This window comes from Sphaerisporangium viridialbum, assembly GCF_049674955.1.
Lineage (GTDB): Bacteria > Actinomycetota > Actinomycetes > Streptosporangiales > Streptosporangiaceae > Sphaerisporangium > Sphaerisporangium viridialbum.
This window is the reverse complement of the sequence record NZ_CP187232.1, coordinates 4,191,176-4,206,442: the sequence shown is the minus strand read 5'-3', so window position 1 is coordinate 4,206,442 and position 15,267 is coordinate 4,191,176. Positions and strand designations below refer to the sequence as shown.

14 protein-coding genes are annotated in these 15,267 nt (G+C 73.0%); 9 read left to right on the top strand and 5 right to left on the bottom strand.

Annotation, left to right across the window (positions count from 1 at the left end; translation table 11 throughout):
* Nucleotides 1–43: 43 nt before the first annotated feature.
* Complete coding sequence (locus ACOZ38_RS18635; protein ID WP_424532183.1) at nucleotides 44–865, bottom strand: DUF1206 domain-containing protein; 822 nt, start codon at nucleotides 863–865, stop codon at nucleotides 44–46.
* A 203-nt stretch (nucleotides 866–1,068) separates the two neighbouring features.
* On the opposite strand from ACOZ38_RS18635, the gene ACOZ38_RS18630 reads away from it, so the two are divergent.
* From ACOZ38_RS18630 to ACOZ38_RS18615, 4 genes are all read left to right on the top strand, one after another.
* Nucleotides 1,069–1,827, top strand: a complete 759-nt coding sequence (locus ACOZ38_RS18630; RefSeq protein WP_424532182.1) for an ABC transporter permease — start codon at nucleotides 1,069–1,071, stop codon at nucleotides 1,825–1,827.
* A complete protein-coding gene (locus tag ACOZ38_RS18625) occupies nucleotides 1,824–2,894 on the top strand; it encodes an ABC transporter ATP-binding protein (protein ID WP_424532180.1) in 1,071 nt (356 codons plus the stop codon). The genes ACOZ38_RS18630 and ACOZ38_RS18625 overlap by 4 nt, the downstream gene beginning before the upstream one ends.
* A gap of 192 nt (nucleotides 2,895–3,086) precedes the next feature.
* Complete coding sequence (locus tag ACOZ38_RS18620) at nucleotides 3,087–3,242, top strand: hypothetical protein (protein WP_405149669.1); 156 nt, start codon at nucleotides 3,087–3,089, stop codon at nucleotides 3,240–3,242.
* Between the two features lie 70 nt (nucleotides 3,243–3,312).
* Nucleotides 3,313–4,740 (top strand): ATP-binding protein, encoded by a 1,428-nt coding sequence (locus ACOZ38_RS18615; protein WP_424532178.1) that lies wholly within the window; start codon nucleotides 3,313–3,315, stop codon nucleotides 4,738–4,740.
* Between the two features lie 17 nt (nucleotides 4,741–4,757).
* Here ACOZ38_RS18615 and ACOZ38_RS18610 read toward each other — a convergent pair whose 3' ends face one another.
* Nucleotides 4,758–6,101 carry a lanthionine synthetase LanC family protein gene (locus ACOZ38_RS18610; protein ID WP_424532177.1) on the bottom strand — a complete coding sequence of 448 codons (1,344 nt, stop codon included), beginning with the start codon at nucleotides 6,099–6,101 and terminating at the stop codon, nucleotides 4,758–4,760.
* Between the two features lie 360 nt (nucleotides 6,102–6,461).
* On the opposite strand from ACOZ38_RS18610, the gene ACOZ38_RS18605 reads away from it, so the two are divergent.
* Both ACOZ38_RS18605 and ACOZ38_RS18600 read left to right on the top strand, forming a co-directional pair.
* Complete coding sequence (locus ACOZ38_RS18605) at nucleotides 6,462–7,538, top strand: hypothetical protein (RefSeq protein ID WP_424532175.1); 1,077 nt, start codon at nucleotides 6,462–6,464, stop codon at nucleotides 7,536–7,538.
* Complete coding sequence (locus ACOZ38_RS18600) at nucleotides 7,535–8,488, top strand: nucleoside hydrolase (RefSeq protein WP_424532173.1); 954 nt, start codon at nucleotides 7,535–7,537, stop codon at nucleotides 8,486–8,488. The genes ACOZ38_RS18605 and ACOZ38_RS18600 overlap by 4 nt, the downstream gene beginning before the upstream one ends.
* 40 nt (nucleotides 8,489–8,528) lie before the next feature.
* On the opposite strand, the gene ACOZ38_RS18595 is transcribed toward ACOZ38_RS18600, so the two are convergent.
* Nucleotides 8,529–8,762, bottom strand: a complete 234-nt coding sequence (locus ACOZ38_RS18595; protein WP_424532171.1) for a hypothetical protein — start codon at nucleotides 8,760–8,762, stop codon at nucleotides 8,529–8,531.
* 406 nt (nucleotides 8,763–9,168) lie between these two features.
* Here ACOZ38_RS18595 and ACOZ38_RS18590 point away from each other — a divergent pair, with 406 nt between their 5' ends.
* Nucleotides 9,169–10,080 carry a TIGR03619 family F420-dependent LLM class oxidoreductase gene (locus ACOZ38_RS18590; RefSeq protein ID WP_424532169.1) on the top strand — a complete coding sequence of 304 codons (912 nt, stop codon included), beginning with the start codon at nucleotides 9,169–9,171 and terminating at the stop codon, nucleotides 10,078–10,080.
* Nucleotides 10,081–10,118: 38 nt separating this feature from the next.
* Here the strand turns inward: ACOZ38_RS18590 and ACOZ38_RS18585 are convergent, their stop codons facing one another.
* Together ACOZ38_RS18585 and ACOZ38_RS18580 are read right to left on the bottom strand one after the other, a co-directional pair.
* Nucleotides 10,119–11,456 (bottom strand): NtaA/DmoA family FMN-dependent monooxygenase, encoded by a 1,338-nt coding sequence (locus tag ACOZ38_RS18585; protein WP_424532168.1) that lies wholly within the window; start codon nucleotides 11,454–11,456, stop codon nucleotides 10,119–10,121.
* A gap of 79 nt (nucleotides 11,457–11,535) precedes the next feature.
* Nucleotides 11,536–12,699, bottom strand: coding sequence for an NAD(P)/FAD-dependent oxidoreductase (locus ACOZ38_RS18580; RefSeq protein WP_424532167.1), 1,164 nt, complete (start codon nucleotides 12,697–12,699; stop codon nucleotides 11,536–11,538).
* A gap of 397 nt (nucleotides 12,700–13,096) precedes the next feature.
* Between ACOZ38_RS18580 and ACOZ38_RS18575 the strand changes: the two genes are divergently transcribed.
* On the top strand, nucleotides 13,097–14,059 hold the full coding sequence (locus ACOZ38_RS18575; protein ID WP_424537040.1) for a fatty acid desaturase family protein: 963 nt from the start codon (nucleotides 13,097–13,099) through the stop codon (nucleotides 14,057–14,059).
* Nucleotides 14,060–14,103: 44 nt separating this feature from the next.
* Complete coding sequence (locus ACOZ38_RS18570) at nucleotides 14,104–15,249, top strand: hypothetical protein (protein WP_424532166.1); 1,146 nt, start codon at nucleotides 14,104–14,106, stop codon at nucleotides 15,247–15,249.
* Nucleotides 15,250–15,267: the final 18 nt, after the last annotated feature.

Here is a 15,267-nt window from a genome sequence, read left to right as displayed (position 1 = left end):
GCTTCGCCGGCCGGGTCCGTCGTGACGTGCGGTGAGAAGGGTGTCAGGTCCTGCGCCAGCGGGACTCGCAGAAGCAGTAGACGGCGAACACGACCAGGCCGAGCGCGACCACGACGAGCAGCCACGGCCCGAGCGGGGTGTCGGCGAACGACCGCAGCGTGGAGTCGATGCCCTTGGCCTCCTTGGGGTCGTAGGTGATCGCCGACTGCATGAGGAAGACGCCCGCCGCCGCCGCGATGACGCCGCGAGCCGAGTACCCGACCATGCCGAGCTTCTCGACGACGCCCCGGGTCTTCGGGGACATCTCGCCGGTACGCAGGTTGTGGCAGAACTTCTTGGTCACGCCCTCGTAGATCCAGTACAGGCCGAGCGCGATGACGCCGAGGCCGACCGCCCCCACGATGAGCCGGCCGCCCGGCCAGTCCATGACGGTGGCGGTGAGGTCCTTGGACTGCTCGTCGGTCGAGCTGCCGGTGGTGCCGTGCAGCAGGAAGCTGAGGATGGTGCCGACGGCCAGGGCGTAGACCACGGTGTGCGCGACGGCCTCGACGCGATCCTTGGCCTTGAGCCCTCCCATCAGCGCCTCGGAGGCCTGCCACAGCGCGAGGGCGACGAAACCGATGGCGAGCAGCCAGAGAAGTACGGTGCCGAACGGCTGCTCGGCGACCGTGCGCACGGCGCCGGTCTTGTCCGCCTCTTTCCCTCCGCCCCCGAAGGCGATCTGCAGCGCCAGGATGCCGATCAGCGCGTAGAGCACACCCCGGCACGCCATCCCGAACCGCGTCAGCCGCTCGAACGTCCGGCTGTTGGTCGCTTGCCGCGCGGCTCCCCGCGCCTGGTGACCGGCTGAGGTCACGGAGTTCATGGGCCCGCTCCTTTCGATTCGTCCCCCCATCTACACATCTCGGGCGAAGCTAAACGTCCCCGCCGCGCCTGCCGCCAGGCCGGAGGGGAGTTCCGAAGCGGTAACCAGGGGATGAAAGCGGCATGAGGGTATTTACAGCCACTCGGCGAAGATCGCGGGACGACGGCCACCGTGCCGTCCATGACGGAGCGGGCGGCGTTCCCATGGTCCTGATGGTGCCCGCCGCGATCGGGCTCGCGTTCCTGGCGCTCCCGCTCGCCGGGCTGCTCGCACGGGCGCCCTGGGGCACGCTCGGCGCCCGCCTTGGCGACCCCCACGTGCTGGAGGCCCTCCGGCTGTCGCTGGTGACCTCCACGGCCGCCACCGTCGCCTGCCTGCTGGCCGGGGTGCCGCTGGCCTGGATGCTGGCCCGCGTCGCGTTCCGCGGCAGGCGGCTGGTCAGGGCCCTCGTGACGGTGCCGCTGCTCCTGCCGCCGGTGGCCGGCGGCGTCGCCCTGCTGCTGGCCCTCGGCCGGGGCGGCCTGGTGGGCGCGTGGCTGGGCTCCGGCGCCGTGCTCCCCTTCACCACGGCGGCGGTCGTGCTCGCGGAGGCCTTCGTGGCGATGCCGTTCCTCGTCCTCAGCGTGGAGGGCGCGCTCAGGGCCACCGACGCGCGCTTCGAGGAGGCCGCGGCCATCCTCGGCGCCTCGCGATGGACGGTCTTCCGCCGGGTGACGCTGCCCCTGGTCGCTCCGGGAGTCGCCGCGGGAGCCGTGCTGTGCTGGGCCCGCGCCCTCGGCGAGTTCGGCGCGACGGTCACCTTCGCGGGGAGCATCCCCGGGCGTACGCGGACCATGCCCCTGGCCGTCTACCACGCCCTGGAGAGCGACCCGGAGGCCGCCATCGCGCTCAGCCTGCTGATGCTCCTGGTGTGCGTCGCCGTCCTCGCCTGCCTGCGCGGACGCTGGGTGAACGTCGCATGATGGACGCCCACCTGCTCGTCGAGCGCCCCCGCTTCCGGCTCGACCTCAAGATCCGCCTCGGCCCCGGAGAGGTCGTCGCCCTGCTCGGCCCGACCGGCGCCGGCAAGACCACCGCCCTCCGGGTCCTGGCCGGCCTCACCCGGCCGTCGGGCGGCCACATCCTGCTGGACGGCGCGGCGGTGCACGCACGCCCGTCCGAGCAGCGCCCGTTCGGCATGGTCTGCCGGGACCCCCTGCTGTTCCCCCATATGAACGCCCTGCGGAACGTCGCCTTCGGGCCCCGGTGCCGCGGGGCGACCAGGGCCGAGGCCCGGCGCGCCGCCACCGCCTGGCTGCGGCACGTCGGGCTCGGCGACCACCTCGGGGACATGCCGGGGGACCTGTCCGCCGGCCAGGCCCAGCGGGTGGCGCTGGCCCGCTCGCTCGCCGTACGGCCGCGCGTGCTGCTCCTGGACGAGCCCTTGGCCGCCCTCGACCCGCACACCTGCCTGCCGGTCCGGGCCCGGCTCCGGGACCATCTGTCCGGCTTCACCGGCGCCTGCCTGTTGGTCACCCACGACCCGGTGGACGCCATGGCGCTGGCCGACCGGCTCATCGTGATCGAGGACGGCCACCTGGTGCAGGAGGGCACGCCCTCGGAGGTGGCCCGCCACCCGCGCACCGGCCACGTCGCCCGCCTCGTCGGGCTCAACCTCTACCAGGGCGAGGCCCACGGGCACGACGTGGCGATCGACGGGCCCCCGGAGGACCCGGCCACCGGCCGCGCGCTCACGCTGAACGTGACCGAGGACCTGCGCGGCCCGGTGTTCGTCGCCTTCCCGCCCTCGGCGGTCACGCTGTACGCGGTGCGGCCGGAGGGCTCGCCCAGGAACATGTGGCAGGGCAGTGTCGAGGGGATCGAGCGGCACGGCGACCGCATCCGCGTCCACCTCGACGGCCCGATCACCACCACCGCCGACCTCACCGCCGCCGCCGTCGCCGACCTCGGCCTTTCCCTGGGCCAGAAGGTCTGGGCCGCCATCAGGGCCGCCGAGACGCACGCCTATCCCGCGCGGTCGCGGGAGTGACGCCCGGGCGGTCCTCCGCGCGCCGCGCGGCGCGGCCGAAGGTAGATCGTCGCAAAGTCACGTAGCCTGATAGGACCGTTTGTGCTTGCCAGGCAGCTGTGTGGGCAGAGGTAGGAGGCTGGGATCGCGACGGACACCCCCCGCGTCCCCTCACGCCCGCGCACTGACCACCACGGAAGGGACCGGTCGCCGATGCCCAGGCAGATCGCCGCATACCAGCCCCCCAGCTCCGTCGAACTGGAGGCCCGGGTTCACAGCCTAGAGCTCCAGGTGGCCCACCTCACCGAAACGGTGCGCACCCTGACAGGGCAGAACGGCGACGCGGGCACCGCCCGCCCCGCCGACTGAGCGCCCCTCTCCCGCCCCCGCCGCGAGGGCCGCCGGCCGGTGTGGTCGACTGGTCTCGGGGGGCGAAACGGTGGATCTTCGGCACCGGTGGTCGGTCAGGGCTCGCTTCACGCTGTTCGCCGGCGTCGTGGCGGCCCTGCTCTCCACGCTGCTCGCCACCGTCCTCATGGTGGCCGTCAACCGTCTCGCCACCGACTACCTCACGAACGAGATCACCGCCGCCGCCGGCCGCGTCGCCTCCGTGGTCGACCGGGAGACTCCCCTCAACCCGCTCCCCCACGGCCTGGTCGAAAACCTCCAGGTCGTCGACCCCCGGGGCAAGGTGGTCTTCTCCACCCCGCGGCTCCAGGGCAAGCCCCCGATAGCGAGCTTCACCCCCTCCAACGGCAGGAGCACCCAGACCTCCGTGGTGTGCGACCGCGTCTTCCCCCGTGACCAGTGCCAGATCGTGGTGGCACAGCGGGTCTACCGCTCAGGGGAGCCGTGGATCGTCTACAGCGCCGCGCCAGTGGTCCCGTATCTGGTCCATCCCCGGCTGGCGCTGGTGCTGATCGGCGGGGCGGTCTTCCTCACCGGGGCTGTCACCTACGTCAGCTACCGCGTCGTCAGGGGATCGCTGATGCCGGTGGACGCCATCAGGTCCGAGCTGGACGAGATCAACGCCACCTGCCTCGGCCGGCGCGTGCCCGTCCCGTCCGGCAAGGACGAGATCCACAACCTGGCCGAGAGCGTGAACCGCACGCTCGACCGGCTGCAGAGCGCGATGGAGCGGCAGCGCCAGTTCGCCTCGGACGCCGGCCACGACCTGCGCAGCCCGATCACGGCCATGCGCGCCGAGGTGGAGGACGCGATGATGGCCCCCGACCAGACCGACGTCACCACGATGGGATCGTCCCTGCTCGGCAGCCTGGACCGGCTGCAGGCCATCGTGGCCGACCTGCTGATGGTGGCGCGGCTGGACGCCGGCGCGCCGGGCCTGCGCGAGCCGCTGGACCTGTCCGAGCTGGTCGGCTCCGAGCTGGACCGCCGCCACTCGGCCAAGATGATCAAGCGTGACGTCGAGCCAGGCGCCCTCGTGATCGGCGACCGCCTGCGGCTGGCCAGGCTGCTCACCAACCTGCTGGACAACGCCGAGCGGCACGCCGATTCGTCGGTATCTGTGACGGTGCGCCGGGAGCCCGGCGGCCCGGGCTCCTCCCCCGGCGCCGCGGTGCTGGAGGTGCTCGACGACGGCGCGGGCATCGATCCCGACAAGCGGGGGTACGTCTTCCAGCGGTTCGCCCGGCTTGACGCGGCGCGCAACAAGGACTCGGGCGGCACCGGGCTCGGCCTGCCCATCGCCCGGCAGATCGCGGAGACCGGCGGCGGAACCCTCATCATCGAGCCGAGCAAGCGGGGCGCGCGCTTCGTGCTCCGGCTGCCCCTCGCCCCGCCGTCCGCCAGGGACACCGAAGCCGGCTCCGGCCGCACTCACCGCTCCGGGGCCTCCGACGTCTGACGGCGGGCGGCCAGGGGTCAGGGCGAGCGGCGCAGCGCCGAGGCCGGCACCGGGATGGCGGGGAACGGGTTGTCAGGGAGCAGGATGAGCCTGCGAGGTTCCCCCGTCGCCCCCGCGGCGTCCAGGTGGAGGAGCGCGGAGCCGATGCCCGCCGCGCCGATCATGTAACCGGTGTCGGCCGTCACCTCCCACGGCCTCAGCCGCCGGTAGGCCTGGTACCACCGGTAGCCGGCGTCGTCGTGCCCGGTGGCGCGGCCGATCAGGTTGTCCGCGAGGGTCCTGGCGAAGTCCAGGTAGGACACCTCCCCGGTCGCGGCCCACAGCCCGACGAAGGTCTCCAGCAGGCCCGCCGAGCCGCAGCACTGGCAGGCGACGTTCCAGAACCCGGCGGTCTGGCGGCGCGGGACGCCGCTGCACATGATGCCGGCGGCGAGCCTGCGCACCCAGTCGAGGTCGCCCTGGTCTCCCGTCACCCGGTAGAGCTCGTAGAACATGCGGGCCACCCCCGCCGACCCCGAGCACAGGCCGAGGTAGTGCAGGCCACGCCCCTGGGGGACGTGGTGCGGCACCAGGACGTGCTTGTCGCTCACGGTGCTGACGGTGCGGACGAAGTCGGCCCCCCTGCGCGCCGCGTCGAGGAACCGCCTGTCGCGCGTCACGCCGTACAGCCGGGCGAGCAGGAAGGCCGTGCCGGCCGTGCCGGACAGGAAGCCGGGCGTGACGGCGTCCACCGGGAGGTCGGGGCACCCGTCCTCGCCGAACCTGTGGCCGGGCACCACCTGGTCGGCGACGCGCGCCCCCGCCTCGACGGCGACCTCCTCGTACGCCGAGACGCCGAGGATGCCCGAGGCGTGCAGCAGGCCGAGGATGATGCCGCCGTCGCCGCGCTGCGCGGGATCGCCGGTCCAGCCCACACCGTCGCCGGTCCTGCGCAGGCTCCGGACGACGCGGTCGGCCCCGGCCCTGGCCGCGACCTCGAGGCTCTCGTCCCCGGTCGCCCACCCCGCCTCCGCCAGCGCGAAGACCATGCCGGTGAGGCCGTGGTAGAGGGACAGGCCCGCCTCGTCCCCGAGGGTGGAGGCCAGGTAGCGCGCGCCCTGCCTGGCGTCGTCCAGGTAGGCCTCGTGCCCGGTCGCCGCGGCGAGCTCCAGGAAGAACAGCACGATGCCGGCGGCCCCGGCGTACAGCGAGCCGGGATGGCCCGACCTGGCCGACTGGCGCCGGGGATCGGGGTTGGCGTGCCAGTGGCGCCCGCGCTCGTCGTCGACCGCCGCCGACCGGATCCAGCGGCCTGCCATGACCGCCGCGGTGAAGGGGCTCTCGGCGCGTGGCCATGACGGGTGGTTCCGGTCCGGGCTCATGTCGCCTCCTCTACACCCCCTAGTATCCCATGAATTTGGTAGGAAAACTATGCAATTGCGGGGCATCCGTTCACGGGCGCACGGCAGACCTCGTCATCCGCCGCACCAGAACAATCTCACAAACTTCGTCCGCCGGTTAAGCGAAGTCTTCCGTCACCCCTATTCGTACGGCTACCCCTAGCGGGACGGCCGTTCGTGCCATCAGACCCCTACTACCGGAAACCGGGGAAGGAAGGCCGCCGGGTTGCCCCGCGGCGGCGTGTCGCTGTTCAGTGAGGGGATGAGCGCCGGACGGAGCGCGGCCGCCCGGGCGGAACGCCCTCACGACCCGGCACGGTCCACGCGAAAGGGGATGACCCGGTGAGTGACCTCCGGAACGTACCGGCACTGGCGGACTCGGTGCGGACGACCGGCGACGGGGTGGACATCCTCGACCGCCGCGTCTACCCGTTCGAACGCCGGTGGGTGCACTGCGCCACCATGGAGGACGTCGCGGTGGCCATCGAGCTGATGGTCACGCAGAGCTCCGGGCCGACCTTCGCCACGACCGCCGGCATGGTCCTCGCCGCCCGGGAGGCGAGGGACGCCGCGCCCGGAGCCGCTGCGGATCGGCTGCGCGCCGCCGGCCGCAGGCTGATCTCCACCCGGCCCACCAACAACCACATCCGCGACGCCGTGCGCGCGATCCTGGCGGGCACCGTGGACGGCCCGCTCGCCGGAGCACACGGGGACGAGCTGGTCGCCGCCGTGGAGAAGGCGGCGGCCGGGTACGACGAGGAGTACCGCGCGGGCACCAGAGCCCTCGGCCGGTACGCCGCGGAGCTGCTTGAGGACGGCGCGCGGGTGCTCACCCACTGCTGGGGCGACGCCTACCTGATCGGCGCCGTCCAGGCGGCCGAGCAGATGGGCAAGCGGCTCGAATTCGTCTGCACCGAGACCCGGCCCTACCTGCAGGGGGCGAGGCTCACCGCCGCCACACTGGTCGAGATGGGCTACCGGCCCACCGTGATCACCGACGGCATGGTGCCGTCCGCGCTGGCGGACGGGCTGGCCGACGTCGCGCTGGTCGCCTCCGACCGCGTGACCATGGACGGCCACGTGGTCAACAAGGTGGGCACGCTCGCGGTGGCACTGGCCGCCGGCGCGTTCGGCGTGCCGTTCTACGCGCTCTCCCACGCCCCGGACCCGCTCTCGCCCGGCATAGGGGACGTCGAGATCGAGCACCGCGACGGCGAGGAGGTCCTGCACGTGCTCGGCAGGCGCACCGCCGCCGAGGGCACGCGTGGCTACTACCCGGCCTTCGACGCCACGCCGCCCCACCTGGTGACCCGCATCGTGACCGCGCGCGGCGCCTTCGAGCCCGCCCGCGTGTCGGACCACTTCGCCGGGTCCGGACCGGCGGCCGTTGGGGGCGATGGGAAGCGACCCGCGCGATGAGCCACCGCGTGGTCGTCGACACCGACACCGGGATCGACGACGCCCTCGCGCTGCTCTACCTGGCCGGACGCCCTGACGCGGAGATCGTGGCCGTGACCTCGGTGTCCGGCACCTGCGCGGAGCGGGACGCGGTGCGCAACATCGGGTACGTCACCCGACTGCTCGGGCTCCGCGTGCCGATCGCGCGCGGCGCGGCCGAGCCACTGTCCGGCACCCCGCGCGTCACCCGCGGGGCCCACGGCGAGGACGGGCTCGGTGATCGCGGCTACGACCGCCCGATGCCCCCCGTGACCGACGAGACCGCCGCCGAGTTGCTCGTACGGCTGGCGGGCGAGCGGCCGGGCGAGCTCGATCTGCTGGCGCTCGGCCCGCCGACCAACCTGGCCCTGGCACTGCGCATCGATCCGGGGCTCTTTACAAAGTATCGTTCGGTCGTGCAGATGGGCGGCTCCGGGCCGTACACCGTCCCCGGCGACCTGCTCATGACCGACGTCAACACCGCCGGCGACCCCGTGGCGGCCCGCGTGGTCGTCTCCGCCCCGCGCGGCGAGCTGGTCATGGTGGGGGTGAACGTCACCGCCACCACGATCCTGGACGAACCGGCCATCGCGGCCCTGCGCGCGGCCGGCACCCCCGTCGCGCGGTTCGCCACCGAGATTCTGGACCCCTACCTGGACTTCTACGAGAAGGAGCGGGGCCGGCGGGTCGTCCCGCTGCACGACCCGCTGGCGGCCGGGATCCTGGTCGACCCCGCCCGCGCGACCGCCGCCGTCCTCGGGCCGGTCAACGTCGTCCGCGAGGGGTCGCTCTGGCGCGCCAGGCTGATGCGGACCCCCGAGGGCCTGCCCCCGCCCTTCCCGTACGAGCCGGCGCCCGGCACCCGGGTGGTCACCGCGGTCGACTCCGCCGGGTTCGCCGGCGACTTCGTTCAGACCCTGACCCGGGCCTGAGCCGTGCGCCGCGGACGGCGGCCCGGGGTGCGCGCGTGGCCTACTCGGCGCCGGCGGCCAGGCGGACGAAGAGGTCGAGCGCGGCCTCGCGGACGTCGGCGGGGGTGACGCCGTCGAGCGCGGCGCGGGCCTCGGAGATGTCCCTGGTGGTGGCGCAGGTGATGGCCACCGACGTGGCCGCGGCGTGGCTCAGGGATCCGGCGGGCACGCTGTCCGCGATCTCCCGGGCGGTGGTGGCGAGATCGAGGTTGTCTGTCCTCGGTGCGGTGCTCAACGGGGTCTCCTCGCGGTAGCTGGATCTGGTGGATGCCGGGACTCGGGCCGTCCCAAGCACCGGGAGTGTGGCGCACAGGGCCGGCGCGGATCAGGTCATCCTGCTCCGCCGGACCCGCTCATGCCACTCGCCGGGCGAAATGTGACGTGCCGTAGAGGATATGCGACCGGTGCCGGGCGGCATGGGGCGTGGCCGCACTCACGAGGGCGGGGCGACCGCGATGGGCACATCCTTTTCCGGTTGTTTGAGGAATACGCACGGCCCCTTGGGAGGCTGGGCATGGGGCGGGAGCCGATCGGCGAGAGACCGGCGGAGAGGCCGCGGGTCTCAAGATCGAGGAGGCTACCCTGTGAACCGACCAGGAATATCGGCGATCGTTCCGTTCCCCACTACCTGAGGATCGCGTATGGAGCTCGGTGTTGCGCTGCCCACATCGGGGGCGCTCGCGTCACCCGCGAACATTGCCCGTTTCGCCCAGGAGGCCGAGAGGCTGGGCTACGACTCTTTGTGGACCTACGAGCGGCTTCTGCGCCCGTTCGCCGAGCTCCCGCAGCCCGGCGGAGGCCCGCCGCAGCGGATCCCCGAGATCTACAGGCTGACGTACGAGCCGCTCGAAACGCTCAGCTACGTCGCCGCGCTCACCGACCGCATCAAGCTCGGGACCAGCGTGATCGACGCGCTGTTCCATCCCCCGGTCGTGCTGGCGCGCCGGTTCGCCACCCTCGACCAGTTCAGCGGCGGACGCGTGATCGCGGGTCTCGGGCAGGGATGGATGCCCCAGGAGTTCGAGACGGCCAACGTGCCGATCCGCCGGATGGGCGCCGGCATGGACGAGGTCGTCGCGGCCATGCGGGCGTGCTGGGGTCCCGACCCGGTGGAGTACGAGGGCCGCTTCTACCGGATCGCCTCCTCGGAGGTGAACCCCAAGCCGGTGCGGGCCACGATCCCCATCCTGCTGGGCTCCATGACGCCCGCGGGGATCCGGCGGGCCGGGCGCATCGCCGACGGGCTGAACCCGATCGCCGTCTCCGAGGAGGTGCTGCGGCAGCTCGCCGGCGGCTTCCGGGAGGCGGCGCGTGAGGCCGGGCGCGACCCCTCCGCCCTGACCGTGGTCGCGCGGGCCAACGTGCCGATCACCCGCGAGCCGCTGGGCGGCGAGCGCCCGTTCCTCGGCGGCGCGCCCCGCCAGATCGCCGAGGACCTCAAGCGGCTGGAGGGCGCCGGCGTGGACCACGTGCTCCTCGCCAGCATCGCCGGGACCGACATCGACGAGGAGGTCCGGCTCCTCGAAGAGATCCAGGCCGCCGTCCGGGGCTGACCCCGGGCCCGTGAGAACGCGGCGCCCATGCCCGGCGGTCAGCCGCCGGGCATGGGGATCCCGAGGTGGTCGCGGAGCGTCGTCCCTGTGTAGTCGGCCCGGAACACCCCGCGCTCCTGGAGCAGCGGCACCACGTGGTCGACGAAGTCGTCCAGGCCTCCCGGGGTCAGGTGCGGCACCAGGATGAAGCCGTCGGCGGCGTCCGACTGGACGAACTCGTCGATGCGGGCGGCCACGGAGGCCGGGGTGCCGACGAAGTTCTGGCGGCCCGTCACCTCGATGACCAGCTCGCGGATGCTGAGCTTCTTCTCGTCGGCCAGGGCCCGCCACTTGGCGGCCACCTCGGCCCGGTCGCCCAGCGGCACCCGTCCCGCCGACACCCCGCCCGAGAGGTCGGGGTCGACGTCCGGCAGCGGGCCGTCGGGGTCGTAGGCGGACATGTCCCGTCCCCAGACCTGCTCCAGGAAGGCGATCGCCGTCTGCGGGCCCACCTGGCGCCGCCGGATCTCGGCGGCGTTCTCCGCCGCGTCCTCCTCGGTGTCGCCCAGCGCGAACGTCGTCGCGGGAAGGATCTTCAGCCGGTCCTCCGCGCGGCCGTACCTGGCCATCCGGCCCTTGACGTCCCGGTAGAACGCCTGGCCCTCGTGGAGGGTGCCGTGCCTGCTGAAGATGACGTCCGCGGTGGAGGCGGCGAACTCGCGTCCCTCGCCGGAGTCGCCGGCCTGGATGATCACCGGGTGCCCCTGCGGGCCGCGCGGGACGTTGAACGTCCCGGAGACGTCGAACTGGGGGCCCTCGTGCCGCACCGGGGTGATGCCGTCCGGCCGTACGAACGCCCCGGAGGCGGGGTCGGCGACGACGGCGTCCTGCCGCCAGGAGTCCCACAGCTCGCGGGCGAGCTGGAGGAACTCCGCGGCGCGGCTGTAGCGGTCGGCCCTGTCGAGGAAGCCGCCGCGCCGGAAGTTCTCCCCGGTGAAGGCGTCGGAGGTGGTGACGATGTTCCAGGCGGCGCGGCCGTCGCTCAGGTGGTCGAGGGTGGCCAGGCGCCGCGCCAGCTCGTACGGCTCGTTGAAGGTGGCGTTGACCGTGCCGGCCAGGCCGAGCCGCGTGGTGACGGCGGCGAGCGCGGACAGGACGGTGAGGGACTCCGGGCGGCCGACGACGTCCAGGTCGTGGACGCGGCCCTTGAGCTCGCGCAGCCGCAGCCCCTCCGCCAGGAAGAAGAAGTCGAACTTCCCGCGTTCGGCCGTCGCGGCGAGGTGGCGGAACGAGGCGAAGTCGATCTGGCTCCCGGACCGGGGATCGGCCCAGACGGTGGTGTTGTTGACGCCGGGAAAGTGCGCCGCCAGGTGAACCTGCTTGCGCGGCCTGCTCATCGGGGGATCCTCCTGCTCGGTGTGCCGGCCCGGGACGGGCTCGGCGGGATGGTCACGCGCTCCGCGCGCGTCTCCGGCGTCACCCGAGGATGCGGGCGGCGCCGAACCCCGCGGCGAGCTCCGCGCCCGCGGCGAACCTCTGGGGGGCGAAGGCGGCCAGCCGGGGGTCGGCGGGCTCGTCCAGGAGCAGCCGCGCCACGTGGTCGCCCCAGGCGGGGGCGATCTTGAACCCGTGCCCGCTGGTGCCGGCGTCCACGAAGATCCGCTCGCCGACCCGCCCGGTCACGGGCTGCCAGTCGGGGCTGACGTCGTACAGGGACGCCCAGCCGCCCACCAGGGCCGCGCGCCGCCTGGCGGGGGTGCGGCGGGCGGCGACGGCGGCGAGCCGCCTGACCTCGAACTCCCTCGTGGCGCTGCCGAAGGCGTCCGGGTCGGCGGGCGAGGCGGGGATGACCCCGCCGACGAGGAACTGCGTGCGGGGCTGCGGCGTGGAGTAGTAGCCGCCGGCGACGTCGATGAGCACGTGCGGCACCAGGCCCTCGGTGTCCGCGGGGTCGTGTTCCAGCACCGCGACCACGTGCCGCTCGACCGTCAGGGGCAGGTCGATCCCGAGCCCGGCGAGCAGGCCCGAGGTCCACGGTCCCGCCGCGACCAGCAGACGGCCGACGTGGTGGGTCTCGCCGTCGCCTGTGGTGACCGCCACCCCGCCCGGCTCCTCGGCCAGGGCCGTCACCGGGTGGCCGAGGTGGAACGCGGCCCCGTGCCGCCGGGCGGCCTCGGCCAGGCCGAGGGTCGTGCTGAACGGGTCGGCGTACCCGGCGCCCGCCTCCCAGACGCCGACCGCCACCCCGTCGAGGCTCAGCGCGGGCAGCCGTCCTGGCAGCGCGTCCGCCGGCACCAGCTCGCTCTCGATCCCCGCCGACGCCAGGCGGCTCGCGGTCTCCCGCGCCGCGGCGACGTCGCCGGGCCCGTGCAGGTAGAACGCCCCGGTACGGCGGAAGCCGGACTGGCCGCCGCCCGTGCGCTCGCCGAAGTCCGCGAGGAAGGCGATGCCGTCGCGGGCCGTCTCCGCCAGGAACGGGTCGGTGTAGTACGCCCGGCAGATCCCGCCGGAACGCCCGGTCGGCCCCGAGGCCGGGGTGCGCCGCTCGAACACGGCCGTGGAGACGCCCCTGCGTGCCAGGTGGAAAGCGGCGCTGACCCCGTGGACGCCCGCCCCGATGATGCCGATCTCGTGTGCCATACGCTCACGTCCCCCGTTCCCTCATCCGGAAACCTAGTTAAAAGGTAGGAAAAATAGGTTTTCCTGTCAACCATCCCCACCTCCTACTTGTCCGGTCCAATCCGTCGCCGGGACCGCCTACCGGCCGGCGGAAGCATCCTCATGGTGGGGCTAGCACTACCGTGCACCGGCATGGTGCCTGGATATCGCGCGACCGGCGATCCCGACAGTCTTGGACGAGCCGCCTCCAACCCACCTCAAACGCTACGCGGTGCTTTCCCCGGGGTTGGCTCGGTTGTCGATCCGCCACCACGTGAGGAGACCTGTGACCAGCTCATCCACGATCGAAGCCCCGGAGCGGGAGACGCGCGGCAGCGATTTCGCCCGGCTTTCCCGCCGGATCACCGAGGCAGGGCTGCTGGACAGGCGCCCCGCCTACTACGCGTTGCGGCTGAGCGTCGTCGGAGGCCTGTTCGTGGCCGGCTGGGTCGCGTTCTTCATGGTGGGCGACTCCTGGTACCAGCTCCTGGTCGCGGCGTTCCTCGCGCTGGTCTTCGCCCAGGTTGCGCTGGTCGCCCACGACCTGGCCCACCGGCAGGTCTTCCGGTCCAGGCGTCCCAGCGAGCTCGCGGGCTGGGTGGCGGGCAACCTCGGCGTCGGCATGAGCTACGGCTGGTGGATGGACAAGCACACCCGGCACCACGCCAACCCCAACCACGAGGACCACGACCCCGACGTCTCCCCCAACGTCCTGGTCTGGTCGAAGCGGCAGGCAGCCGACAGCCGGGGCGTGGCCAGGTACATCGGCCGCTGGCAGGCGTTCCTGTTCTTCCCCCTGCTGACCTTGGAAGGCCTGAACCTCCACGTGGCCAGCTTCCGTGCCCTCGGACGGCCGTCGCTCAAGCACCGGCGGGTCGAGGGCACGCTGCTCGTCGTCCACTTCGTGGCCTACTTCGCGGCCGTCTTCGCGGTCCTGCCGTTCGGCAAGGGCCTGCTGTTCATCGCCGCGCACCAGGCGATCTTCGGCATCTACCTGGGCTCCACGTTCGCGCCCAACCACAAGGGCATGCCGATGATGACCGGCGACGAGCGCCCCGACTTCCTGCGCCGCCAGGTGCTCACCTCCCGCGACGTGCGGGGCGGCCGGATCGTGGACATCGCCCTCGGCGGGCTCAACTACCAGATCGAGCACCACCTGTTCCCGAGCATGCCGATGCCGAACCTGCGCCGGGCCCAGCCGATCGTCCGGGCCTACTGCGCCGAGCTGGGTATCCCCTATCTGGAGAGCAGCCTGTACAGCTCATACGCCCAGGCCCTTCGCCACATGCACGAGGCGGGCGCTCCGCTCCGGACGCGGGGGGCGTCCACGAGCGAGGAGTGACGAGTAGCGAATACTGAGGTCAGGACCAGCGACGGGGGCGACGCATGATCACCACAGAGACGGTCGACCGGATCCTCAGGTTCAACGGGGGCGACCTGCCCGTGGTATCCCTGTACGCCGGAGTGGGGCGGGACGGCCCCGCCGCCCTCTCGACCCGGATCAACAGCCTGCTCCACGAGATCCGCCCCCTGGAGCGGGACGGCTCCCTGGGACGCCGGGCGCGCCTGTCGATACGCGGTGACATCGAGCGCATCGAGAACCTCGAAGGCCTCGAACGGGTGGAGACCGGCGCCGTGGCCGTCTTCTCCTGCAGCGAGGGCGACCTGTTCGAGCAGGTCGTCCTGCCGCGCGCCGTGCGCGACCGGATCATGGTGGACGCCACGGCCTGGGTGCGTCCCATGCTCGCCATGCTGGACGAGTACCACCGCGCCTGCGTCATGGTGGTCGACCGGCGGTCCGCGTCGGCCTGGGAGCTGTACCAGGACGAGCTGCGCGAACTCGGCGGCGTCCAGGACCCGGCCCTGCGCAAGCCCAACTACGCCGGCTGGTACGGGCTCACCGAGCACCGCGTACGCAACCGCGCCGACGACCTCACGAAACGGCACTACCGCAACGCCGTGCGGCTGCTGGACGAGCTGTTCCGCGCCGGCGACCACGAGCTGCTGATCATCGGCGGGCACCCGGAGGAGGTGCCGATCTTCCTGGACTTCCTCCCCCAGCACCTGCGTCCGAAGGTCGCGGGGACGTTCACCGTGGACCTCAGGACGGCCACGCCCGCCGACATCCGCCACAGCGCCGAGCGCATCGTCGAACAGTACGAGCGCGACGAGGAGCGCCGGTGGGTCGGCGAGGTGCTGGAGCGGGTGGCGACGCGCCGCCCCGCCGCGCTGGGCCTGGACGACTGCCTGTGGGCGGGCTCGGTGGCCGCCGTGCAGGCCCTGCTGGTCCAGGACGAGGCGACGGCCCCCGGGGTGGTGTGCGACGAGTCGGGCTGGCTCGCGAGATCGGGCGACACGTGCCCGCTGTGCGGGCGGCCGACGCGGCGTACCGAGGACGTCATCGACGAGCTGGCCGACGCGGTGATCGGCGAGGGCGGCTCGGTGGAGCACGTCCTGGCCGACACCGAGCTCAAGGACCACATCGTGGCCGCGTCCCTCCGCTTCCCGCTCCCCCCTCGGCCCACCCCGTAACCGCGTTCCTGAACGACC